The 21,849-nt window shown below is 60.4% G+C and carries 20 protein-coding genes; 10 read left to right on the top strand and 10 right to left on the bottom strand.

Features of this window, described 5'->3' with window-relative positions:
* Nucleotides 1-153: 153 nt before the first annotated feature.
* Nucleotides 154-1,452, top strand: a complete 1,299-nt coding sequence (locus NAV33_RS13935) for an OprO/OprP family phosphate-selective porin (RefSeq protein WP_255980986.1) — start codon at nucleotides 154-156, stop codon at nucleotides 1,450-1,452.
* Nucleotides 1,453-1,540: 88 nt separating this feature from the next.
* Nucleotides 1,541-2,671, top strand: a complete 1,131-nt coding sequence (locus NAV33_RS13930; protein WP_255980984.1) for a GNAT family N-acetyltransferase — start codon at nucleotides 1,541-1,543, stop codon at nucleotides 2,669-2,671.
* A gap of 4 nt (nucleotides 2,672-2,675) precedes the next feature.
* Here NAV33_RS13930 and metR read toward each other — a convergent pair whose 3' ends face one another.
* Nucleotides 2,676-3,602 (bottom strand): transcriptional regulator MetR, encoded by a 927-nt coding sequence (metR, locus tag NAV33_RS13925; protein ID WP_255980982.1) that lies wholly within the window; start codon nucleotides 3,600-3,602, stop codon nucleotides 2,676-2,678.
* 285 nt (nucleotides 3,603-3,887) lie between these two features.
* On the opposite strand from metR, the gene metE reads away from it, so the two are divergent.
* Entirely contained in the window at nucleotides 3,888-6,188 is a 2,301-nt protein-coding gene (metE, locus tag NAV33_RS13920; protein WP_255980980.1) for a 5-methyltetrahydropteroyltriglutamate--homocysteine S-methyltransferase, read from the top strand.
* 230 nt (nucleotides 6,189-6,418) lie between these two features.
* Nucleotides 6,419-6,889 carry a Cys-tRNA(Pro) deacylase gene (ybaK, locus tag NAV33_RS13915; protein ID WP_255980978.1) on the top strand — a complete coding sequence of 157 codons (471 nt, stop codon included), beginning with the start codon at nucleotides 6,419-6,421 and terminating at the stop codon, nucleotides 6,887-6,889.
* A gap of 9 nt (nucleotides 6,890-6,898) precedes the next feature.
* Here the strand turns inward: ybaK and mltF are convergent, their stop codons facing one another.
* Nucleotides 6,899-8,359 carry a membrane-bound lytic murein transglycosylase MltF gene (mltF, locus tag NAV33_RS13910; protein ID WP_255980976.1) on the bottom strand — a complete coding sequence of 487 codons (1,461 nt, stop codon included), beginning with the start codon at nucleotides 8,357-8,359 and terminating at the stop codon, nucleotides 6,899-6,901.
* A gap of 315 nt (nucleotides 8,360-8,674) precedes the next feature.
* Here mltF and NAV33_RS13905 point away from each other — a divergent pair, with 315 nt between their 5' ends.
* Entirely contained in the window at nucleotides 8,675-8,971 is a 297-nt protein-coding gene (locus NAV33_RS13905; RefSeq protein ID WP_255980974.1) for a GIY-YIG nuclease family protein, read from the top strand.
* 67 nt (nucleotides 8,972-9,038) lie between these two features.
* On the top strand, nucleotides 9,039-9,977 hold the full coding sequence (locus NAV33_RS13900) for a glutathione S-transferase family protein (protein ID WP_255980972.1): 939 nt from the start codon (nucleotides 9,039-9,041) through the stop codon (nucleotides 9,975-9,977).
* A gap of 89 nt (nucleotides 9,978-10,066) precedes the next feature.
* Here the strand turns inward: NAV33_RS13900 and yejK are convergent, their stop codons facing one another.
* Nucleotides 10,067-11,074, bottom strand: a complete 1,008-nt coding sequence (gene yejK / locus NAV33_RS13895) for a nucleoid-associated protein YejK (RefSeq protein WP_255980970.1) — start codon at nucleotides 11,072-11,074, stop codon at nucleotides 10,067-10,069.
* A 141-nt stretch (nucleotides 11,075-11,215) separates the two neighbouring features.
* Here yejK and NAV33_RS13890 point away from each other — a divergent pair, with 141 nt between their 5' ends.
* The 4 genes from NAV33_RS13890 (at nucleotide 11,216) to NAV33_RS13875 (ending at nucleotide 13,326) form a co-directional block, all read left to right on the top strand.
* A complete protein-coding gene (locus tag NAV33_RS13890) occupies nucleotides 11,216-12,430 on the top strand; it encodes an MFS transporter (RefSeq protein WP_272887349.1) in 1,215 nt (404 codons plus the stop codon).
* Nucleotides 12,430-12,552: a hypothetical protein gene (locus NAV33_RS13885; RefSeq protein ID WP_255980968.1), complete on the top strand. Its 123-nt coding sequence runs from the start codon at nucleotides 12,430-12,432 to the stop codon at nucleotides 12,550-12,552. The genes NAV33_RS13890 and NAV33_RS13885 overlap by 1 nt, the downstream gene beginning before the upstream one ends.
* Before the next feature lie 147 nt (nucleotides 12,553-12,699).
* Entirely contained in the window at nucleotides 12,700-12,891 is a 192-nt protein-coding gene (locus tag NAV33_RS13880) for a hypothetical protein (protein ID WP_045163170.1), read from the top strand.
* 12 nt (nucleotides 12,892-12,903) lie between these two features.
* A complete protein-coding gene (locus NAV33_RS13875; RefSeq protein ID WP_255980966.1) occupies nucleotides 12,904-13,326 on the top strand; it encodes a GNAT family N-acetyltransferase in 423 nt (140 codons plus the stop codon).
* Here the strand turns inward: NAV33_RS13875 and rlmF are convergent, their stop codons facing one another.
* The 7 genes from rlmF to NAV33_RS13840 all read right to left on the bottom strand — a co-directional run bounded on the left by rlmF (nucleotide 13,327) and on the right by NAV33_RS13840 (nucleotide 21,834).
* Nucleotides 13,327-14,331, bottom strand: a complete 1,005-nt coding sequence (gene rlmF / locus NAV33_RS13870) for a 23S rRNA (adenine(1618)-N(6))-methyltransferase RlmF (protein WP_255980964.1) — start codon at nucleotides 14,329-14,331, stop codon at nucleotides 13,327-13,329. It lies immediately after the preceding gene.
* Nucleotides 14,332-14,376: 45 nt separating this feature from the next.
* Nucleotides 14,377-15,543, bottom strand: coding sequence for a YbfB/YjiJ family MFS transporter (locus NAV33_RS13865; protein WP_255980962.1), 1,167 nt, complete (start codon nucleotides 15,541-15,543; stop codon nucleotides 14,377-14,379).
* 225 nt (nucleotides 15,544-15,768) lie between these two features.
* Nucleotides 15,769-16,065, bottom strand: a complete 297-nt coding sequence (locus NAV33_RS13860; RefSeq protein WP_255980960.1) for a winged helix-turn-helix domain-containing protein — start codon at nucleotides 16,063-16,065, stop codon at nucleotides 15,769-15,771.
* An 80-nt stretch (nucleotides 16,066-16,145) separates the two neighbouring features.
* On the bottom strand, nucleotides 16,146-17,525 hold the full coding sequence (gene nhaD, locus NAV33_RS13855) for a sodium:proton antiporter NhaD (RefSeq protein WP_255980958.1): 1,380 nt from the start codon (nucleotides 17,523-17,525) through the stop codon (nucleotides 16,146-16,148).
* 353 nt (nucleotides 17,526-17,878) lie between these two features.
* Nucleotides 17,879-20,743, bottom strand: coding sequence for a valine--tRNA ligase (locus tag NAV33_RS13850; protein ID WP_255980956.1), 2,865 nt, complete (start codon nucleotides 20,741-20,743; stop codon nucleotides 17,879-17,881).
* Nucleotides 20,744-20,916: 173 nt separating this feature from the next.
* Entirely contained in the window at nucleotides 20,917-21,285 is a 369-nt protein-coding gene (locus NAV33_RS13845; protein WP_255980954.1) for a DNA polymerase III subunit chi, read from the bottom strand.
* A 129-nt stretch (nucleotides 21,286-21,414) separates the two neighbouring features.
* Nucleotides 21,415-21,834: a DNA polymerase III subunit chi gene (locus tag NAV33_RS13840; RefSeq protein ID WP_255980952.1), complete on the bottom strand. Its 420-nt coding sequence runs from the start codon at nucleotides 21,832-21,834 to the stop codon at nucleotides 21,415-21,417.
* Between the last annotated feature and the right edge of the window lie 15 nt (nucleotides 21,835-21,849).

The raw sequence follows: 21,849 nt of genomic DNA, 5'->3' as shown, positions 1-21,849 counted from the left end.
CAAAAGCGATAAACAGAATCGTATTAAGTTCCTCTTGTCATAAAACCTTTACGGAACGGCAATTTAGCTGACATACCGGCTCGCCAAGATTCCCGCAGCACAAAGAGCCACTACCAGTGTGTTTTTCCAACGCTAAACAAAGGGGAATTTTCGATGATCCGTAAGCACTTCGCCGGTTTCGCCGCCAGCGCACTCGCTCTGGCCGTTTCCGCCCAGGCTTTCGCCGGCACCGTCACAACAGACGGCGCTGACATCGTAGTCAAGACCAAGGGTGGCCTGGAAGTCGCCACGACGGACAAGCAGTTCAGCTTCAAGATTGGCGGTCGTCTGCAGGCCGACTACAGCACCTTTGACGGTTTCTACACCGACAGTGGCGACGCTGCCGATGCCGCCTATTTCCGTCGCGCCTTCCTTGAGATTTCGGGCGTTGCGTACAGCGACTGGGAGTACAAGTTCAGCTACGACTTCGCCCACAATGCCGGCAGCTCCGAAGACGGTTATTGGGACGAAGCCTCCATCACCTACACCGGCTTCGATCCGATCAACGTCAAGATGGGCCGTTTCGACCCTGACTTCGGTCTGGAGAAAGCTACCAGCTCCAAGTGGGTCACCGCCCAAGAGCGTAACGCCGCCTATGATCTGGTTGACTGGGCCAACGGTCACCAGAACGGCATGGGCATTCAGCTCAACGGCACCGCTGGCGACTCCTTCTACGCGTCGGCCGGCCTGCATGCCAAGGACCAGAACGACGAAGACGGCAACAGCGTCAAGCAGTTCAACCTGCGCGGCGTCTTCGCGCCGATGCACGAGTCGGGCAACGTCCTCCACCTGGGGCTGAACTTCGCCCAGCGCGACCTGGACGACACCGCGGTCGACACTCGTATTCGCAGCCGTCTGGGCATGCGTGGTGTGAGCACTGCGGGCGGCAACGATGCTGGCGACGAGGGCAACCGTCTGCAGCTGGCTGGCGACGACGGCCTACCAGCCGGTTCCTACGGCGAAGACAAGGCCTTCGGCGTGGAAGCCGCCTGGGCGATGGGCCCGCTGTCGGTACAGGGCGAATACATCAAGCGCGACCTGCAAGCCGATGACGCCGCCTACGAAGACATCGAAGCCACTGGCTACTACGCCCAGGTCGCCTACACCCTGACCGGTGAAGCTCGTACCTACAAACTCGGCCGCTTCGACTCCATCAAGCCGCAGAACAAGCAGATTGGCGCCTGGGAAGTGTTCTATCGCTACGACAACATCGAGGCTGAGGATGACACCGTGGGCATCGATCCCACCGCCGATGTCGAAGGCAAGGTGCACAACATTGGCCTGAACTGGTACGCCAATGAGAACGTCAAGCTCAGTGGTTACTACGTGAAAGCCAAGGTCGACAACTCCGAGAACGCTAACGGCGATGACGACGGCGACGGCATGGTGTTCCGCGCGCAGTACGTGTTCTAACGCAACACCGCTCCATCCGTGATGCTCCTTTCAAGCCCCATGCTCATGGGGCTTTTTTTCGTTCGGTTTAGCCGCCAGACTGGCGCACATGCCTATCCAGACTCTTTCCTGCCTCGCCGACATCGCGCCCGCTCGTTGGGATGCCTTGCTCGGTAACGATCTACAGCCCTTTCTTCGCCACGCCTTTCTGTCCTCGCTGGAAGACAGCGGTAGTGTCGGTGGTCGCAGCGGGTGGCGACCGCGGCATCAGTTGCTCAGCGACGCGCAGGGTGAAGTTATCGCCGCGCTGCCGCTGTATCGCAAAACCGACTCCAACGGCGAATACGTGTTCGACTGGGCCTGGGCTGACGCCTGTCACCGAGCCGGGATCGAGTACTACCCCAAGCTGCTCTGCGCGGTGCCGTTCTCGCCGGTGACCGGGGCGCGCCTGCTGGGCGATCGCAACGCCGCTGGGCAATTGCTCGATCAACTCTGTTCCGGACTTGTCGAGCACGGGCAATCGAGCCTGCACGTGAATTTCACCGAGGCGGATGCTGACGCCGTATTTCACGGGCGTGACGGTTGGTTGGAACGCATCGGCTGTCAATTCCACTGGCACAACCGTGGCTACCGGGACTTCCAAGACTTCCTCGATGGCCTCACTTCGCGCAAACGCAAGCAGCTGCGCAAGGAGCGCGAGCAGGTGGCGGGACAGGGGATCGAGTTCGATTGGCGCGACGGCCATCAGGTCAGCGAAGCTGAGTGGGATTTCGTCTATGCCTGCTACGCTAACACTTACTACTTGCGCGGTCAGGCGCCTTATCTGACGCGTAGCTTTTTCAGCCTGCTAGCCGAGCGCATGCCGGAGGCGATTCGTTTGGTGCTGGCGAAGCAGGGCGGCCAACCGGTAGCCATGGCCTTCAGCCTGATCGATACGCAGGGGCTTTACGGTCGTTATTGGGGCTGTTTGGCCGAGTTCGACCGGCTGCATTTCGAGACGTGTTTCTATCAGGGCATCGACCAGGCCATTGCTGCCAAGCTGCCCCGTTTCGATGCTGGGGCGCAGGGTGAGCACAAATTGATTCGTGGATTCGAGCCGGTAATCACCCGATCATGGCATTACCTGGCGCATCCGGGGCTGCGCGCGGCGGTAAGCGAATTTCTGGAGCAAGAGCGCCTCGGCGTAATGCGCTATGCCGAGTCGGCGCGCGATGCGCTGCCTTACCGCCAGCCGGACTGAGCGCTTATCTTGCCTTTGGCGCCGCGCTGACGCCTTCGAGGGTGGCGAAAGAGGTGTCCTTGGCCGTCAGCAGGAAATCACGCATGAATGGCGAATCCAGCATGTCGGCGCGAATGCCTGCGAATAGCGTGGCAAACAGGCCCTTCTCGCCCAGACGCTTGGCGGTGACGTAGCCACGCGCGCTGTATTCATGCAACGCCCAGTTCGGCACGCAGCAGACGCCGCGACCCGAGGCGACCAGCTGCATCATCATCACCGTGAGTTCCGAGGTGCGGACCTGCGCTGGCTCGACGTCGGCCGGCTCCAGGAAGCGGGTGAAAATATCCAGTCGGTCGCGTTCCACCGGGTAGGTGATCAGCGTTTCGCTGGCCAGGTCTTCGGCGCGCACATAGGGCCGGGCCGCCAGCGGATGTTGATTGGCGACCGCGAGTAGGGCTTCGTAGGTGAACAGCGGGACATAAGTGATGCCTGGCAGCTCGATGGGGTCGGACGTCACCACCAGATCCAGATCGCCACGCGCCAGCGCAGGTAGCGGGGCGAAGGAAAAGCCCGAAGCCAGATCAAGCTCGACTTCCGGCCAGGCATCGCGGAATTGATCGATCGTTGGCATCAGCCATTGGAAGCAGCTATGACACTCAATAGCCATATGCAGACGTCCGGCGGTGCCGCCGGCCAGTCTTGCCAAGTCACGCTCTGCGCTGCGTAGTTGCGGCAGCAGGCTGTCGGCCAGCTGCAACAGACGCAAGCCGGCGCTGGTGAAGCGTACGGGCCGAGTTTTGCGCACGAACAACTGCAGGCCCAGACGTTCTTCCAATTCCTTGAACTGATGCGAGAGCGCTGACTGGGTCAGGTGCAGGCGTTCCGCCGCTTCGACGAGACTGTCTGTCTCGCGTAGTGCATGAAGGGTTTTCAGGTGACGAATTTCCAGCATGCCCGGCTTCCTGCGGTTACGTGCGATCAAGGCCCTGAAGAAAGGAGGGCGTTCAATCAGAATAGGCTAGCGACTTGAGTGCAGCTCATTGTGAATGGCGAAGTGTGTCTTAGCGCGCTCATGATTGTCGAGCCGGGAAAAGCGGCTTGGATGGGAATCTGTAGATCTAGCCGCGACGCTGCTCAAGATGAGCATATCTAAAGATGAAAGATAATAACCTGAGTTTGTCTCATCACGGGTGCGCCGCCCACAATTCGCCATCGATTCGAAATGATGGAGATTGTTATGGCTGTTGCTCATTCCTTGGGCTTCCCGCGCATCGGCGCCGACCGTGAATTGAAAAAAGCGCTCGAGGCGTATTGGAAAGGTGATCTGGACGAGCGCGGGTTACGCCAGGTCGGCCGCGATCTGCGTGCCGCTCACTGGCAATTGCAGGCCGACGCCGGTATCGAATTGCTGCCGGTCGGCGATTTCGCCTGGTACGACCAAGTGCTGACGCATTCTTTGATGTTTGGCGTAGTACCGGAGCGCTTTCGACCGCTCGATGGCCAGCCGACTCTGGATACGTTGTTCACCACGGCGCGCGGCGTGACCAAGAGCTGCTGTGGCGGTGCGCAGGCGCAGGAAATGACCAAGTGGTTCGATACTAACTACCACTACCTGGTCCCGGAATTCACCATCGATCAGCAATTCCAGCTGTCCTGGACGCAGTTGTTCGAAGAGGTCGAAGAAGCCCAGGCGCTGGGGCACGCCGTCAAGCCAGTACTGATCGGCCCGCTAACCTACCTTTGGCTGGGCAAGGCTAAAGGGGATGCGTTCGACAAGCTGGAGCTGCTCGACAGGCTGCTACCGGTTTATGGCGAAGTGCTTGAGCGGCTCGCAGCGCAAGGTGTCGAGTGGGTGCAGATCGATGAGCCGGTTCTGGTGTTGGATCTGCCGCAGGATTGGAAAAACGCGTTCGAACGTGCCTACAACCTGTTGCAACGCGCACCGCTGAAGAAGCTGGTCGCGACCTACTTCGGCGGTCTGGAAGACAATCTGGGGCTAGCCGCCACGCTGCCTGTGGATGGTCTGCATATCGACCTGGTGCGCGCGCCAGACCAGTACCCGGTAATCCTGGATCGCCTACCGGCTTACAAAATTCTTTCCCTCGGCCTCGTCAACGGGCGCAACGTCTGGCGCTGTGATCTGGACCAAGCGCTGAATGTGCTACAGCATGCCGCCGAACGTCTGGGCGAGCGGCTGTGGGTCGCGCCGTCCTGTTCGTTGCTGCATACGCCAGTGGATCTGGCGCGAGAAGATCAACTGGATGCCGAGCTCAAGAGCTGGCTGGCCTTCGCGGTGCAGAAATGCGCCGAGGTCGCGGTTCTGGCGCGTGCGGTCGACCAACCGAAAGATGCTCAGGTGCAGGCTGCGCTGCAGCACAGCCGCGCGGTCCAGGCCAGTCGAGCGCAATCGCCGCGGATTCATAAGCCCGAAGTACAAGCGCGGCTGGCGGCAATCAAGCCGCGGCACAGTCAGCGGCAGTCCAGTTTCGCCGAGCGTATCGAGAAGCAGCGTGTACGCCTGAATCTGCCGTCGTTTCCGACCACGACCATCGGATCGTTTCCGCAAACTCCGGCGATTCGTCTGGCGCGGCAGGCATTCAAGCAGGGCAAGCTGACGCAAACTGATTACACCGAGGCGATGCAGGCTGAAATTCGTCATGCAGTGGCGGTGCAAGAGCAGCTGGGGCTGGATGTGCTGGTACATGGCGAGGCGGAGCGCAACGACATGGTCGAGTATTTCGCCGAACAGCTGGACGGTTATGCCTTTACCCGTTTCGGATGGGTGCAGAGCTACGGCTCACGCTGCGTTAAACCTGCAGTGATCTATGGCGATCTGAGCCGCCAAGCGCCAATGACAGTGGAGTGGATTCGCTACGCACAGCGGCAGACCAGCAAAACCATGAAAGGCATGCTGACTGGGCCGGTGACCATGCTGATGTGGTCGTTCACTCGCGACGATATCAGCCGCGAGCAGCAGGCACGGCAACTGGCGCTAGCGATCCGTGACGAGGTCTGCGACCTCGAAGCGGCGGGAATCAAGATCGTGCAGATCGATGAAGCGGCGTTCCGCGAAGGTCTGCCGCTGCGCCGTGCCCAATGGCGTGGTTACCTCGACTGGGCAGTGGAGGCGTTTCGTCTGTGCGCGAGCGGCGTACGGGATGAAACGCAGATCCATACGCATATGTGCTACAGCGAATTCAACGATGTGATCGAGTCGATCGCTGCGATGGATGCCGATGTCATCACTATCGAGACCTCGCGCTCGCAAATGGAGCTGCTTGAGGCATTCCGCGCTTTCGACTATCCCAACGATATCGGCCCTGGTGTTTATGACATCCATTCGCCACGGGTGCCGGATACCCATGAGATGGTGCAGTTACTGGAAAAAGCCCGCGAGCGAATCCCTGCCGAGCGGCTCTGGGTCAACCCTGACTGCGGCCTGAAGACTCGCGGCTGGGCGGAAACCGAAGCGGCGCTGGTGAATATGGTTGCGGCGGCAAGGCAGCTGCGCGCGACGCACGAGAACAGGGTGGCCTGACGCTGATGCGTCTCCCCAGATATGCACCGCCTGTAAGGCCCGCTCCTCACAAAAGCATGCGCAGGCCGCTTTTTGTAGGAGCGAGCTTGCTCGCGAATGTGCTTCGCTGCGCTGAGCCGCCAGGCACCGCTGCGCCTACGCCGCCTGGGAAGCGGTCAGATCGCCGCGTTCGTTTCATGGTGTTTTCGGCTAATGTATCCATCATTTGTTAACCGACCGCCATCGCCGCCATGACCCCCGCCATCGATCTGTTGAAAAAAGCCAAGGCCGAACACCGCATTCACAGCTACGAGCATGACCCGAAATCCGCTTCCTACGGGCTTGAAGCTGCGGAAAAGCTCGGCCTGGAGCCCGCACGCGTGTTCAAGACACTGTTGGCCTGCAGCGAAAAGCATGAGCTACTGGTCGCCGTGGTGCCCGTCGGCGGCAGCCTTGATTTAAAGGCGCTGGCGCAGGCCGCTAAGGTGAAGAAGGTCGACATGGCCGATCCGATGGCAGCGCAAAGGGCGACGGGATATCTGGTCGGCGGCATCAGCCCGTTGGGCCAGAAGAAACGCCTGCGCACCTTTATCGACAACTCGGCGCAGGCACAGCCGAGTATCTATGTCAGTGCTGGGCGACGTGGCTTGGAAGTGGAGTTGGCGGCAGGAGTGCTAGCCGAGCACACCGCAGGCATCTTTGCACCTATCGGCAGGCCTTGAGCGGCCGCGCTATAGCGGCGGGAGGATTTCACCGAGATCGGTGGAGTTGATGCCGGGGATGTGAATCTCGCTGTGTACCAGCTGCTGGCCTTCCATCTGCGGCTGGGTCACCCAGGTCAGAATGTCGTAATAGCGACGGATGTTGGCCACGAAATGCACCGGCTCGCCGCCCCGTGCGTAGCCATAGCGGGTTTTGCTGTACCACTGCTTCTCCGCCAGACGCGGCAGCATCTGCTTCACGTCCAGCCACTTGTTAGGGTCCAGTCCCTCGGCCTCGGTCAGCTTGCGCGCATCTTCCAGATGCCCACCACCAACGTTGTAGGCGGCTAGTGCGAACCAGGTGCGATCGGGCTCCTTGATGCTGTCCGGCAGATTGGCATGCACCTGCGCGATGTACTTGCCTCCACCCTGAATGCTCTGCACCGGATCGACTCGATTGGTGACGCCCATGGCCTTGGCGGTATTGAGGGTCAGCATCATCAGGCCGCGCACGCCGGTTTTTGACGTGGCTTCAGGTCGCCAGTGGGATTCCTGATAGCCGATCGCGGCGAGTAGACGCCAGTCGACGCCATGGGCTTTGGCGGTTTCGCGAAAGGTTTTCTCGTAACGCGGCAGGCGTTGTTGCAGATGTTTGGCAAAGGCGTAGGCGCCGACATAGCCGAGTACATCGACGTGGCCATAGTAGCGTTCGCGCAGGCGTTGCAGCGTGCCGTTTTCCAGAGCCTGATCGAGGAACTGGTTGGCGGCCTCAAGCACGCTATTGTCTTCGCCCTTGCCGAAAATCCAGGACAGGCTGTTTTGCTCGCCCAGGTCGAAGGCCACGCGCGCATTAGTGAAGTACACCTGGTTGAGCGCGAGCTCGTTCGACTCGACCAGCGTCAGGTCGACCTGGCCTTCATCGACCATGCGCAGCAGGTCGACCACTTCCACCGCGTCGGATTCTTCATAGCGCAACTCTGGCAGCTCGACCTGCAACGCCTTGAGCTTTTCCGCCTGGCTGCTGCCCTTGAGGACCAGGATACGCTTGCCGACCAGATCTTCGGGCTGGGTCGGACGGCGCTGCCCCCTGCGATAAACGACCTGAGTGGTGACATCCAGATAGGGCTTGGTGAAGCGTGCGATATCCTTGCGCCCTTCGCTGGCAACCAGGCCGGCCGCCGCCAGGGTAGGGCCGCCAGGACGGTTGAGGCGGGTAAAGATTTCTTCGATGCTGTCCGCTGTTTCAATTTGCAGCTTGACGCCGAGATGGCTGGCGAAGCGCTTGACCAGCTCATATTCGAAGCCGGCTTCGCCGTTGCGATCCTGAAAATATGTCGACGGGCTGTTGCGGGTGATCACGCGCAGTACGCCTTCCTCCTTAATACGCTCGAGCGCGCTGGGCGGTTCGGCGCAGCTACTGAGCATCAGGAAGAGTCCGGTCGCCAGCAACCAGGAGGTGCAGCGCTTGCGGAACGCGGTTTGGGCAAACATCGGCGCAGTATACGCAAAGGCGAACCGCCACCATATCTGGACAGGATCGACGGACTTTGCTAAGCGAAGCGGCAAATCCTCTCCGATCCAGTGCCGCTCGGGTCTTGGCTGATGCCGCGACAGCGACGGCAAATGTGTCCGAAAGTTACTGCTGCGTTGAGCCCTATGCCTGTCGCAAGACGGGTTCGGCTGTTCGTATTCATCCTTGCTGCGCGCGGGCGTCCTTGCTCTGGCTGGCGCGGACCGGGAAAATTCTTCGCCGCGGTGCCGGTCGAACGGTGTCTGCCCCCCCTTCACTTTGAGAGACCACACTGGATGAGCCTCGCTGCTGCCAAACCCTGGTTCGTCTATCTGGTACGGGCCGCCAATGGTTCGCTGTACTGCGGTATCAGCGACGATGCCAATCGGCGCTTCGCCGTCCACCAGAGCGGGCGGGGCGCGCGCTTCTTTCATTCGAGCCCGGCGGTGGAGCTGGTCTTTGTCGAGGCGTGCAGCAATAAGGGTGACGCGCTGCGTCGCGAGCGCGCCATCAAGCGGTTAAAGAAATCTGCCAAGGAGGCATTGGTCATCGCGTACAGCAGCGGCTCGGTGAATATCCCGGTAATCAGCTGAACGGGTAGGCTGCCTCGGCCGGGCCGAGTAAGCTGCCGGTCTACCTACAAGACTGGCGGAGCCTGCAATGTATGAACTGATTCTGCACCACTACCCCACCTCTCCCTTCGCCGAAAAGGCGCGTCTGATGCTGGGTTTCAAGCAGCTTTCCTGGCGTTCGGTACAGATACCACCGGTGATGCCCAAGCCGGACCTGACCGCGCTGACCGGTGGTTATCGGCGTACCCCGGTGCTCCAGGTTGGCGCCGATGTGTATTGCGATACCGCGCTGATGGCCCGCCGCCTTGAAGCCGAGAAAAGCACGCCGGCCTTGTTCCCCGAAGGGCACGAATTCGTAGCTGCGACGCTGGCACTGTGGGCTGACTCGGTGTTGTTCCTGCATGCTGTGAGTCTGGTTTTCCAGCCCGAATCCATGGCCCTGCGCTTCGCTCAGGTACCCAAGGAGTTTATTCAGGTCTTCAGTAAGGACCGCGCCGCATTGTTCGGCAGTGGTTCGGTGTCACGCATTCCGCTGGAGCAGGCTAAGAGCCACTGGCCAGTATTGATGGCTCGCCTGCAACAACAGCTGGCGCGCGAGAACGGGGAGTTTTTGCTGGGCAGCGTGCCTTGCGTAGCCGATTTCGCCGTCGCCCATTGCCTTTGGTTCCTTAAGGGCACACCGGTTACCGCGCCGCTGGTAGATGACTATCCGGACGTTGCCACCTGGCTTGGCAAAGTATTGGCTGTCGGCCATGGCTCGCTTTCCGAGCTGTCTGCCGAAGAGGCCGTGGCAATCGCCCGCAGTTCCACTCCAGCTGCCTTGCCGGACGAGGCGTTCTTCGAGCCCAACGGTTTCCAGGCCGGCCAGCAGGTGACGATTTCCGCCGTGGATTACGGCACCGATCCTGTCGAGGGTGAGCTGGTGTTTGCCGGCGTCGAAGACTTGATCCTGCGCCGCGAAGATGAGCGTGCCGGGGTGGTACACGTGCACTTCCCGCGTATCGGCTATCGCATCGACGCCCGTTGATGCGCAGGATCCGCGGATCGGTCATTGCCGGTCCGCGGGTCGCTTTGCTGTGGCCTGTCGCTACAGTGCGATGAACCGCAGGTGGAGTATCAGTCCTTGCGGCGCTTGAGCTGGTCGGTCAGCTGCGTTGGCAGTTGGCGGATGATCAGCATGTTGCGGGCTTCGTCGTATTCGATTTTCGAGCCCAGCAGATGCGATTCGAAGCTGATCGACAGTCCCTCGGCGCGTCCGGTGAAACGCTGAAACTGGTTGAGGGTGCGCTTGTCGGCCGGAATTTCCGGCGAGAGACCGTAGTCCTTGTTGCGGATGTGCTCATAGAAGGCGCGCGGTCGCTCTTCGTCGATCACGCCGGACAGCTCCTCCAGCGACATCGGCTCGCCGATCTTCGCCTGGCTGCTGGCATAACCCACTAGTGCGCTGGTTTTCTCGCGGGCTTTTTCTTCTGGCAGGTCTTCGCTCTCGACGTAGTCGCTGAAGGCCTTGAGCAGCGTGCGGGTCTCGCCGGGGCCATCGACGCCTTCCTGGCAGCCGATGAAGTCGCGGAAGTATTCCGAGACCTTCTTGCCGTTCTTGCCCTTGATGAACGAGATGTATTGTTTCGATTGCTGGTTGTTCTTCCACTCGGACAGGTTTATCCGCGTCGCCAGGTGCAGCTGACCGAGATCTAGGTGCTTGGCTGGTGCGACATCCAGCGAATCGGTGACCGTGACGCCGTTGCTGTGGTGCAGCAGGGCGATCGCCAGGTAATCAGTCATGCCCTGCTGGTAATGGGCGAAGAGCACGTGGCCGCCAGTTGAGAGGTTCGACTCTTCCATCAGCTTTTGCAGATGTTCCACCGCCTGCCGGCTGAATGCGGTGAAGTCCTGGTTGCTTTCCATGTACTGGCTGAGCCAGCCGCTGAACGGATAAGCGCCGGATTCGTCGTGGAAGTAGCCCCAGGCCTTGCCTTGCTTGGCGTTATAGCTCTCGTTGAGATCGGCCAGAAGATTTTCGATGGCCTGGGACTCGCTCAGCTCCGAGTCTCGAGCATGAAGTACGGCAGGGCTACCGTCCGGCTTTTTCTCGATCAGATGAACAATGCAGTGGCGAATGGGCATGAGGTACTCGCGTCGGGTGAGGCAAATAGGCGGCAGTTTAACCGAGCAGTCGTGCCTGCCGCTGGGCAAAAAAAGTGGATGCGGTCGGGTGGCCTTATGCGAGTAAGATGGATCCTTCCGTTTTTGCTAAGTGTGTCGACGATGAACTCGATATGGCGCAACAGTACGTGGATCCTGCTGGGTGGTTCGTTGATTTTGGCCGTCTCGCTCGGCACGCGGCATGGTTTTGGTCTGTTTTTACCGCCAATGAGCGCGGAGTTCGGCTGGGGGCGTGAGGTCTTTGCCTTCGCCATTGCCTTGCAAAACCTGATCTGGGGGCTGGCGCAGCCGGTCACCGGCGCGCTGGCCGATCGCTTCGGCGTTGCCCGCGCGGTACTGCTTGGCGGAGTGCTCTACGCTGCGGGTCTGCTGCTGATGGCTGGTGCGGACTCGCCAGCGTCGCTCTCGCTGAGCGCCGGGCTATTGATTGGCCTTGGCCTTTCCGGTACCTCGTTTTCGGTGATTCTCGGTGCGGTCGGCCGCGCGGTGCCTGCCGAGAAGCGCAGCATGGCGATGGGTATCGCCAGTGCTGCGGGATCCTTTGGTCAGTTTGCGATGCTTCCCGGCACGCTCGGCCTGATCGGCTGGCTGGGTTGGTCGTCGGCGTTGCTGGCGCTGGGGCTGCTGGTGGCGCTGATCATGCCGCTGGCGCTCATGCTGCGCAGCGGGCCGCCCGCACCGGTGACTGGTCCGCAGCAATCGCTGGGTGAGGCGTTGCGCGAGGCCGTCAGTCATCCCGGTTTCCGCCTGCTGGCGCTGGGTTTCTTCGTCTGCGGTTTTCAGGTGGTGTTCATCGGCATACACCTGCCAGCCTATCTGGTGGATCAGCGTTTGCCGGCGGCGGCGGGCACCACGGTGCTGGCGCTGGTCGGGCTGTTCAATGTGGTCGGCACGTACACGGCGGGCTGGTTGGGTGGCTGCTACTCGAAGCCCAAGTTGTTGACGGCGCTCTATCTGCTCCGGGCCGTGGTCATCAGCGCGTTCTTCTTCGCCCCGCTGACGCTCTGGACCGCCTATGCCTTCGGCATCGCGATGGGCCTGCTGTGGCTGTCCACGGTGCCGCTGACCAACGGTACGGTCGCGACGCTGTTCGGCGTGCGCAACCTGTCGATGCTTGGCGGACTCGTTTTCCTTTTCCATCAGATCGGCTCGTTCTTCGGCGGCTGGCTGGGTGGCTGGGTGTATGACCAGACCGGCAGCTACGATCTGGTCTGGCAAATTTCGATTGCGCTCAGTCTGATGGCCGCCGCGCTGAACTGGCCGATTCGCGAGCAGCCCGTCGAGCGCGTGCGTCTGGCGGCCGGAGCGCCGGCGTGATGCGTGCCGGATGGCTGTGGACAGGCGGTGCCGTGTTGGCGTCGCTGCTGCTGTTGGTAGCTTGGTGGGGCTGGCAGCAGGGTGGGCTGGCGTTGCTCCAGTTGGGCGTGGGAATCTGTTGATCGACCGATCTGGTAGTTTTTGCGGGCTTTATGGAATCAATTCGTCGCAGATGGCTCCAACAAGCGAGACGAATAAAAGCTGTCGCAGAATCGTAATCAAAGCCCTGTAAAAAGCTGCGGCATGCAGTTATCTGGAGCTACCGAACCATGTCCACTCTTACCGAACTCGCCCAACAGATCGCCCAGCTCTACCCGTTGCAGGACAAGCGTGTCGGCAAGCGCTACCGCGTGGTCGGCGAGCTCGCCGGCATGACCGAGCTGGAGGAGATCAACGGCGAACCGCGTTATATTCAGACCATGGCGCTGAAAAACAAGCAACTCTGGGACGTGGCTGTCTGAGCTATGCCCAGCGTGCGCGACGCGAACCATGGTGATGCTGCAGCGATAACCCGCTTGCTTGCCGACCTCGGCTATCCCGCAGCCGATGCCTTCATTGACCGTCGCCTACTGCAGCAAATGAGTCACGACGATGCCTGCCTGTTGGTGGCCGAGGGCGATGGCGGCCAGGTGCTCGGGTTCATCTCTCTGCATTTCATCTTGCAACTGGCACTTGCCGGCGACTTCTGCCGAATCAGTTACCTCTGTGTCGATTCGGCGGCACGTGGCCTGGGTATCGGTGCGCTGCTGGAGCGGGCGGCAGAAGATCGTGCCCGAGTCCGCGGCTGTGATCGTATGGAGCTCCATTGCGATACACGCCGCGAAGGTGCCCATCGTTTCTATGCGCGACTGGGTTACGAGGATGCGCCAAAGTACTTTCGTCGCTCGCTGAACTGATCAGCCCGGTTGGCGATTCCAGTGCGTTGTGCGCCATTCGCTTTGCTGTTCTTCGCTTAAAAAAGTCCAGGCGACGAAACGGCTGCGTTTCTGCCCTTGCGCCATCTCGATGACGCGAATCGCTGAGGCCCCCAGCTTCTTCAGCTTTGCCTGCAAAGGTGCGACGTTGCTCGCTTTCGAAACGAGCGTGCTGAACCAATAGACCTGCTGCGCCACGTCCCTGCTCTCATCCGCCAGCCGAGCAACAAATGCCGCCTCACCCCCTTCGCACCAAAGTTCTGCCGCCTGACCGCCGAAGTTGAGTGCTGGCAGCTTGCGCTTTGGGTCGAGCTTGCCGAGATTCCGCCATTTGCGCTGGCTGCCGCTGTTGGCCTCGGCCTGCGACGCATGGAACGGCGGGTTGCACAGGGTGACGTCGAAGCGATCGCCAGCCTGTAACAGACCCTCAAATATATGCCGTGGATCAGGCTGTTGGCGTAGCGCGATGTTTTTGTCGAGTTTGTTTGCGGTGACGATGGTGCGTGCTGAGGCCAGCGCTATGGTGTCGATGTCCGAGCCGGTAAAGCACCAGCCATATTCGTGCAAACCGATCAGCGGATAGATGCAGTTGGCGCCAGTACCGACATCTAAGACATGGATAGCTGAACCGCGTGGAATCTTGCCGGCATTACCGTCGGCGAGCAGGTCAGCGAGCCCATGCAGATAGTCGGCCCGGCCAGGTATCGGTGGGCACAGATAACCCGGCGGGATATCCCAGTGAGCGATGCCGTAGAACCGCTTGAGCAGCGCACGGTTGAACACGCGCACCGCATTTGGGTTGGCGAAATCGATGCTCTGTTTGCCATAGGGATTGAGTATCACGAATTCCGACAGCTCCGGACTGCCGGCAAGCAGTGCGGGAAAGTCGTAGCGCCCCGTATGGCGATTGCGAGGGTGCAGTATGGCCTTGTCGTTGGCGGGCTTAGCGGCGCGTGAGGCGGCGTTGGTTGATTTCGGGGCGGGCATGATCGGGCGCTGGTATCGATGAAGAACGGAATTGTCCCACAGCTTTCAGTCGCGGCGTGGCACCAGCAGCATCCAGATCAATCCCCAAAGCAGCGCGCCGGCACCGAGCCAGAAGGCGCTGTGCAGCGTGCCACCCATGTTCAGCCAGACCCCGGTGAGCCAAGGGCCGGCCAGCTGGGTCAGGCTGTAGAGCGCAATCAGCGCTGCGGAAAGTCGCGGCCCCTGGTGCGGGTGCAGCGCGCGGGCCAGACGCTGGGTTAGCAATACCGTGCCGAGAAAGGTGCCGCCGACCAACACGGCGCACAGCAGGATGCCCGGCGCACCCGGTAGCAATAGCGCCGCCAGGACGCCGGCCAATTGGGTGACATAACTTAAACGCAGGGCCCGGATATCGCCGAGCAGGGCGCCGAGACGATTCCACAGCCAGGGTGAGGGGAGCGTCGCGACTGCGACCACCAGCCAGCTGCTTTCGATAAGCGAGCTGCCGGGTTCGACCTGGAGGCGCGCCACCATGGGTAGGAAGGTCATCGGCAGGATGTAACCCATCCCAGCGCCGGCATAGGACAAGAATAGCGGTGTGCTGGCGCGATCCAGCAGGCGGCCGCTAAGTTGTTCCGGTTTTTCGGCAGGTACTTCCTCGGGCATATCCAGTCGCGCCAGTTGCCGCCAACCCCACCATGCCAGAGGAATCGAAAGCAGCGCCGCGGGCCACCAGCGTTCGGCCCCCTCCAGTAAGCCATTGCTAAGGCTTACCAATAGGCTGGAAAGAATCAGCCCCACGCAGACGCCCAGATAGACAAGCCCACTGGAAGAAACGCGACGATGGCGCGCCAGCCATTCGAGGATCAACGACGGCGCCTGGACGAAAACCAGCCCGTTGCTGATGCCGTTGAGCAGGCGTAGTGCAGAAAGAGCTTCCGCCGATTCGGCCTGAGTCTGCGCCAGCGTACTAAGCACATGCAGCGCCAGTGCCCAGGGTAGGCTCCGACGAATCTGCGTGACCCGGTGCCAGCGCAAGGCGAGCAACGCGCCGATGAGATAGCCCAGATAGTTCCAGCTGGCGATGTTCGCCCCTTGTTGCACCGTTAGTACGCCGTCTTCCACCAGCCAAGGCAGCAGCGGGGTATAGACGAAACGGCCTAACCCATGGACTACCAGCAGCAGCGTAGCTCCGGCCAGCAGAACCGGGAATAGAGCGGGGCGTTCGGACATCGAGGCGGACCATGCTCGCGAAAAGGACCACAGCTTAGCGGTCGCCGCGATAACCAGCCACCCTACCGATGGATAGTTCTGGCGGCGCCGACTGCACGCAGCAGAGCGGTGCCGTGGCTAGCATCAGCATTACGGTGAATAGGCGCACCGAATACCCGAACTCTTTGAAACGATGGGCTTAGCAGCGTCCAAATGTTCGGCTTCTGTCCGCAAGCCCGGCATCATTTACGGATAGTCGAGAACGGATTTGAGCTGGGACAGGTTGTGCTCAATCCATTGCCGGTCGATGGCCCCCCAGCTGTGAATGGAGTAATGGCCGGCATTGTGTCGCTCGCCGTTTTCCTGGACGAAACGGCAATCGATATCGAGATCGGCCAGCGCAGCCAGGGTGTCTTGAGCCGTGCGTCTGGGCATTCCGGTCGCCTCCACCAGCGCTGGCACGCTGGTAGCTGCGCCGCTGTCGATCAGCCAGGCGACGTAGAGTCGACGATAGAAACTGCTTTTTGTCTTGCTGACGGTCATCGCGATTCCATGACTATAAAAAGCCCACCCGTTGAGTCTGCTTTACGCGACATCAACGGACCAGGGCTAGCGGCGTGTCGTTAACGCAGAGCAAGAATACCGACATAGGTGACGGCACCAGCAGTGTAGCCGAGGAAAGCCAGCAGGCTGACGCGCTTGATGTACCAGGTGAAGCTGATCCTCTCCATGCCCATTGCCGCAACACCTGCAGCCGAGCCGATGATCAGCGTGCTGCCGCCTGTGCCGGCGCAGTAGGCGAGCATTTCCCAGAAGTTGCCATCGACTATGAACTGCGACAACCAGCCGGTCTCCTCAGGGGAGGCCGCGGCTAGCATGGCTGGGGTAACCAGCGGGTACATTTTCATCGAGCCGGCCACCAGCGGCACGTTATCCACCACTGCCGAAAGCAGGCCGATGGAATAGCTGATCGGATAGATATGGCCCAGCGATTCACGTAGCGCGGTGGCGACTTGGGTCAGGTGGCCAGCGGTGGCAAGTGCGGCGACCGCCAGCAGGATGCCGAGGAAGAACAATACGCTAGGGGTGTCGACCTTGCGCAAAACGCCGACCACGGAAAGCGGATGCTTGTCTTCGTCATTTTTGTGGCGATGGATGAACTCAGTAGTGATCCAAAGCACGCCGAGGCCGAAGAGGATGCCCATGTACGGCGGTAGGTGTGTCACGGTCTTGAAAATCGGCACGAATAGTAGGGCGCCGAGGCCGAGCACCAGCACCAGGTTGCGTTCGAACGGCGTAGTGCTAGGCGGAACCTCCTCGCCCAGGTGGGTGCGGGCACGGGGCCGAGGCGCCTCGCCACGCAAACGGAAACTGAGAATGAATAATGGCACCAACAGGCATACCAGGCTCGGCAGGAACAGACCGGTGATGATGCCGGGCGCTGTGATCTGACCGCCGATCCAGAGCATGGTGGTGGTCACGTCGCCAATCGGCGACCAGGCACCGCCTGCGTTAGCGGCGATGACCACGACGCCCACGTAGAGCCAGCGTTCCGGGCGGCCGCGAATCAGTTTGCGCAGCAACGAGACCATGACGATTGTGGTGGTCAGGTTGTCCAGCGCGGCAGACAGGAAGAAGGTCAGGAGACCAATGATCCATAGCAAATGGACGCGCTTGCGGGTCTGGATGCGGTCGGTGATGACCTTGAAACCTTCGTGAGAGTCGATCAGCTCGACGATTGTCATCGCGCCAAGCAGGAAGAACAGGATTTCCGAAATTTCACCCAGATGATGCCGCAGTGACTCGACCACCGCCGACGAGTCGGCTGGATCGTGGCTGCCCGATTGCAACATCGGGACGATCGAGTCTGCGCCCAGTACCAGCACGGTCCAGCACAGCACGGCTGTAAGAAGTGCAGCCGCTGCCTTGTCGATTCTCAACGGGTGTTCGAAGGCTATGCATAGATAGCCAATGAAAAACACGACAGCCATGAGTATGTACATCGGGGGGCTCCATATTGAGAACCAGACTGGGCTCGACGGACGCGTCGTCAGCTCGGTAATGACAGGCTCAAGATGGGCAGTTGGCTGTTCGAATATGAAGTCTGAAAAACCGCAATACGAAAGGGTGACGCCCGCATGCGAACGGCTGCGCGCTCAGCGGGACTGTTAGGGCCACTTCCGGGGAGTGCTTACTTCATGTCGTAGAGCTTTGTGCGTCGGTTCGAGCCTGCCGGTTTTTATTTGATATTTTCGTGGTGCTACACAAAGAAGTAGCGGTACCGGTAGCCCTTACTCAACCAAGAGGGCGCCCAAACAAAAAAGGCCAGCACATCAAGTACTGGCCTTCAGTTTCATTACAAGCTGGCGATGCGCTCGCGCTGCTCTTCCAGACGGGCTTTGGCCTGTTCGGCTTCGGCCAGTTTAGCGCGCTCCTTGTCAATTACGTCCGCTGGCGCCTTGTCGACGAAGCCGGCATTGCCGAGCTTGCCGCCAACACGCTTCACCTCGCCATCCAGCTTGCCGATCTCCTTGTCGAGACGGGCGAGTTCGGCGTCCTTGTCGATCAGTCCGGCCATCGGTACCAGTACTTGCATATCGCCGACCAGAGCCGTGGCGGACAGTGGCGGCTCCTCACCCGGCCCAAGCACGCGGATGCTTTCGAGCTTTGCCAGCTTTTTCAACAGCGGCTCGTTGTTGGTGAGGCGACGCTGGTCCGATTCGGACGTGTTGCTCAGCACCACATCGATACGCTTGGCCATGGAGATATTCATTTCGCCGCGGATCTGCCGAACACCGAGCATGAACGCCTTGACCCACTCGATATCACCTTCGGCATCCTCGTCGAGACGCTCCGGATTGAATTCCGGCCAGGGTTGCAGCATCAGGGTAGGACCGGATTTGCCGGCCAGCGGTGCGACGCGCTGCCAGATCTCTTCAGTGATGAAGGGCATGAACGGGTGAGCCAGGCGCAGCGCCGTCTCTAGTACGCGCACCAGCGTACGGCGGGTGCCGCGCTGGCGCTCGATGCTGGCGTTTTCGTCCCAGAGCACGGGCTTGACCAGCTCTAGATACCAGGCGCAGTACTCGTCCCAGATGAATTCGTACAGCGCCTGGGCAGCAAGATCGAAACGGAAGGCCTCAAGCTGCCGCGTGACTTCGGCCTCGGTGCGTTGCAGCGCCGAAATGATCCAGCGATCGACCGATGAAAGCTCAATCGAAGCGTCGGTCGTCGGAGCGCCGGCCGCCGGCTCGCCGTTCACTCCGGTGTCCTTGCCTTCGGTGTTCTCGAAGACGAAATTGGCGGCGTTCCAGATCTTGTTGCAGAAGTTGCGATAACCCTCGACTCGACCCATGTCGAACTTCACGTCGCGGCCGGTGGAGGCCAACGAGCAGAAGGTGAAGCGCAGGGCGTCGGTACCGTAGCTGGCGATGCCGTCGGGGAATTCGGCGCGGGTCTGCTTGGCGATCTTCTCGGCGAGCTTGGGCTGCATCATGCCGCTGGTGCGCTTTTGCAGCAGCTCATCGAGGGTAATCCCATCGACGATGTCCAGCGGGTCGAGTACGTTACCCTTGGACTTGGACATCTTCTGACCCTGACCATCGCGAACCAGGCCGTGCACATAGACCGTCTTGAACGGAATCTGCCCGGTCAGGTGGGTCGAGAGCATGATCATCCGGGCGACCCAGAAGAAAATGATGTCGAAGCCGGTGACCAGCACATCGGTAGGATGGAAGGACTTGAGGAAGTCGGTCTGCTCAGGCCAGCCGAGGGTCGAGAAGGTCCAGAGGCCGGAGCTGAACCAGGTGTCCAGCACATCTTCGTCCTGACGCAGCTCGACCTCGTTGCCGAGGTTGTAGCGTGTGCGTGCTTCCATCTCGTCGCGGCCGACGTAGACATTGCCCGCTTCGTCGTACCAAGCGGGAATACGATGGCCCCACCAGAGTTGACGGCTGATGCACCAGTCCTGAATGTCGCGCATCCAGCTGAAATACATGTTCTCGTACTGTTTGGGCACGAACTGGATTTCGCCGCTTTCGACGGCGCGGATAGCCTTATCCGCCAAAGGCTTGGTCGAAACGTACCACTGATCGGTCAGCCAGGGCTCAATGATGGTGCCGGAGCGATCGCCACGCGGGACCTTCAGTGCGTGGTCGTCGATTTTCTCCAGCAGGCTCATGGCCTCGAACTCAGCGACGATGGCCTTGCGCGCATCGAAGCGATCCATGTGCGCGTAGCCGTCGGGCAGGCTGGCATCGACCTTGTTGTTCGGCGTGCCGTCGATGTTGAACACTTGCGCCTGGGCGAGTATCGCGGCGTTGCGGTCGAAGATATTGATCAGTGGCAGATGGTGACGCTTGCCGACTTCGTAGTCGTTGAAGTCGTGCGCCGGGGTGATTTTCACGCAACCGGTACCGAATTCGAGGTCGACATAGTCGTCGGCGATGATCGGAATCAGACGGTTCACCAGCGGCAACATGATGTGGCGGCCGATCAGGTTCTTGTAGCGCTCGTCCTCAGGATGCACTGCAACGGCCGCATCGCCAAGCATGGTTTCCGGGCGGGTGGTGGCTACGACGAGGTAATCCTGGCCGCCTGCTGTCTTGCAGCCATCGGCCAGTGGGTAGCGCATGTGCCAGAGGTGGCCCTTCTCATCGTGGTTTTCAACTTCAAGATCGGAGATTGCCGTGTGCAGCTTGGTATCCCAGTTGACCAAGCGCTTGCCACGGTAGATCAGGCCATCTTCATGCAGCCGGACAAAGGCTTCCTTCACAGCATTGGACAGGCCCGCGTCCATGGTAAAGCGTTCACGCGACCAGTCGACAGAGGAGCCCAGACGGCGGATCTGCCGGGTGATGTTGCCGCCGGACTCTTCCTTCCATTCCCACACTTTGTCGAGAAACTTCTCTCGGCCCAGATCGTGACGGCTGATGCCCTGCGCACCCAGCTGACGTTCGACTACCATCTGGGTGGCGATCCCCGCATGGTCGGTGCCTGGCTGCCAAAGCGTGTTGCGACCTTGCATGCGACGGAAACGGATCAGCGCGTCCATAATCGCGTTATTGAAGCCATGGCCCATGTGCAGGCTGCCGGTGACGTTCGGCGGCGGGATCATGATGGTGTAGGACTCGCCTGAACCCTGGGGCGCGAAATAATTGTTCGACTCCCAGGTCTGGTACCAGGAAGTTTCGATGGCGTGCGGCTGGTAGGTCTTGTCCATGCGGCGGGACCCTTAGAACGGCTAATCGGAAAAGCGGGCAAGTATAAAGGCAAAGTGTGCCAGCGGCAGAACCGCAATGCCGCTTTTGTCTTGCCGCCGTGGATAACTCGGTTGGGTCTGGGGCGACGCGCAGGGGCGCTGTCAGTGAAGGTGCGCTTTGCGGTATCGACGCATCAGGGGCGGTGAGACTTGATCAGTTTTTCGGCGCGCGACTCCAGCCGGCGGCGCAGTTCGGCTTCCATCTGCGGCACGAAATCATCGATTACTTCCTGCAAGATCAGCTGTGCAGCGGTGCGCAATTCATGATCGAGATGGCGTTCGGCAAGGGTGCGAAAGGCCGTGCGTACGGCTGGCTCTCGGGACTCTACGTCACTCGGTGTCGCTATGGAGGGCTCGCTTTCAACAACTTCGGACAGCACGGGAATGCTGTCCGGATCCAGCTTCTCGCTCAGCATCGGTGGGTCCTGATCGCCGAGCAGGGCGCGAATTGACTCCAGATCATCGAGCAGGTGGGTGGGCTTACGAGGTGGCGTTGGCGTCATGTACGGTTGGTTCCGGGGAGTTGAGCATCCAGGCGGTAAGTGATGCTCCTGAACGGGCTTGTGGCCCGATACTATCTTTGTTGACCCGTCACTGAGGCGAGGAGTTCGCTGCGTCCGCCGTTGCTGACGCTACAGTTCGACTCTCTTCGGATCATAGCCGCGCTGGCGATAGAGGCGAAAATTGTCGCGGCAAACGGTCAGCATCTCCGGCTGCTGATTGACGATCTCGATCACGCGGCTGAACTGGTCGGTATGGGGTGACAGCGTCGGCGAAAGATTGATCAACAGGCCCTGCGCTGTCGTCGGTGGCTGCTCCATACCTATCACCACCGGGGCATGCGGATCGTCTTCGTGTAAATCATGCGGGACGAAGCGTTCGGCACGGAAGCTCCAGAGCAACTCATCCAGTTCGGCGCATTGGCTGGTGTCATGGCAGCGGATGAATACCGCCATGCCGTGCTGCCAGCCTTTGCTTGCCAGCTGGCAGGCCGCTCTGGCGCGGCCTGCCGGTTCGCTATCAGGCAATACGTAGAACTCGATACGTGTCATGCCGAGGTTCCGTCC

The organism is Stutzerimonas stutzeri, assembly GCF_024448715.1.
Classification (GTDB): Bacteria; Pseudomonadota; Gammaproteobacteria; order Pseudomonadales; family Pseudomonadaceae; genus Stutzerimonas; species Stutzerimonas stutzeri_AR.
This window is presented reverse-complemented; position numbering and strand designations above follow the sequence as displayed.

Bases quoted from the DNA above. Each gene is read 5' to 3' on its own strand.
- NAV33_RS13865 (WP_255980962.1), bottom strand. From the start codon at position 15,543: ATGTCCGAACGCCCCGCTCTATTCCCGGTTCTGCTGGCCGGAGCTACG.
- NAV33_RS13890 (WP_272887349.1), top strand. From the start codon at position 11,216: ATGAACTCGATATGGCGCAACAGTACGTGGATCCTGCTGGGTGGTTCG.
- metE (WP_255980980.1), top strand. From the start codon at position 3,888: ATGGCTGTTGCTCATTCCTTGGGCTTCCCGCGCATCGGCGCCGACCGT.
- mltF (WP_255980976.1), bottom strand. From the start codon at position 8,359: ATGTTTGCCCAAACCGCGTTCCGCAAGCGCTGCACCTCCTGGTTGCTG.
- yejK (WP_255980970.1), bottom strand. From the start codon at position 11,074: ATGCCCATTCGCCACTGCATTGTTCATCTGATCGAGAAAAAGCCGGAC.
- NAV33_RS13885 (WP_255980968.1), top strand. From the start codon at position 12,430: ATGCGTGCCGGATGGCTGTGGACAGGCGGTGCCGTGTTGGCGTCGCTG.
- NAV33_RS13860 (WP_255980960.1), bottom strand. From the start codon at position 16,065: ATGACCGTCAGCAAGACAAAAAGCAGTTTCTATCGTCGACTCTACGTC.
- metR (WP_255980982.1), bottom strand. From the start codon at position 3,602: ATGCTGGAAATTCGTCACCTGAAAACCCTTCATGCACTACGCGAGACA.
- NAV33_RS13905 (WP_255980974.1), top strand. From the start codon at position 8,675: ATGAGCCTCGCTGCTGCCAAACCCTGGTTCGTCTATCTGGTACGGGCC.
- NAV33_RS13840 (WP_255980952.1), bottom strand. From the start codon at position 21,834: ATGACACGTATCGAGTTCTACGTATTGCCTGATAGCGAACCGGCAGGC.
- NAV33_RS13935 (WP_255980986.1), top strand. From the start codon at position 154: ATGATCCGTAAGCACTTCGCCGGTTTCGCCGCCAGCGCACTCGCTCTG.
- rlmF (WP_255980964.1), bottom strand. From the start codon at position 14,331: ATGCCCGCCCCGAAATCAACCAACGCCGCCTCACGCGCCGCTAAGCCC.
- nhaD (WP_255980958.1), bottom strand. From the start codon at position 17,525: ATGTACATACTCATGGCTGTCGTGTTTTTCATTGGCTATCTATGCATA.
- NAV33_RS13880 (WP_045163170.1), top strand. From the start codon at position 12,700: ATGTCCACTCTTACCGAACTCGCCCAACAGATCGCCCAGCTCTACCCG.
- NAV33_RS13900 (WP_255980972.1), top strand. From the start codon at position 9,039: ATGTATGAACTGATTCTGCACCACTACCCCACCTCTCCCTTCGCCGAA.
- ybaK (WP_255980978.1), top strand. From the start codon at position 6,419: ATGACCCCCGCCATCGATCTGTTGAAAAAAGCCAAGGCCGAACACCGC.
- NAV33_RS13930 (WP_255980984.1), top strand. From the start codon at position 1,541: ATGCCTATCCAGACTCTTTCCTGCCTCGCCGACATCGCGCCCGCTCGT.
- NAV33_RS13850 (WP_255980956.1), bottom strand. From the start codon at position 20,743: ATGGACAAGACCTACCAGCCGCACGCCATCGAAACTTCCTGGTACCAG.
- NAV33_RS13845 (WP_255980954.1), bottom strand. From the start codon at position 21,285: ATGACGCCAACGCCACCTCGTAAGCCCACCCACCTGCTCGATGATCTG.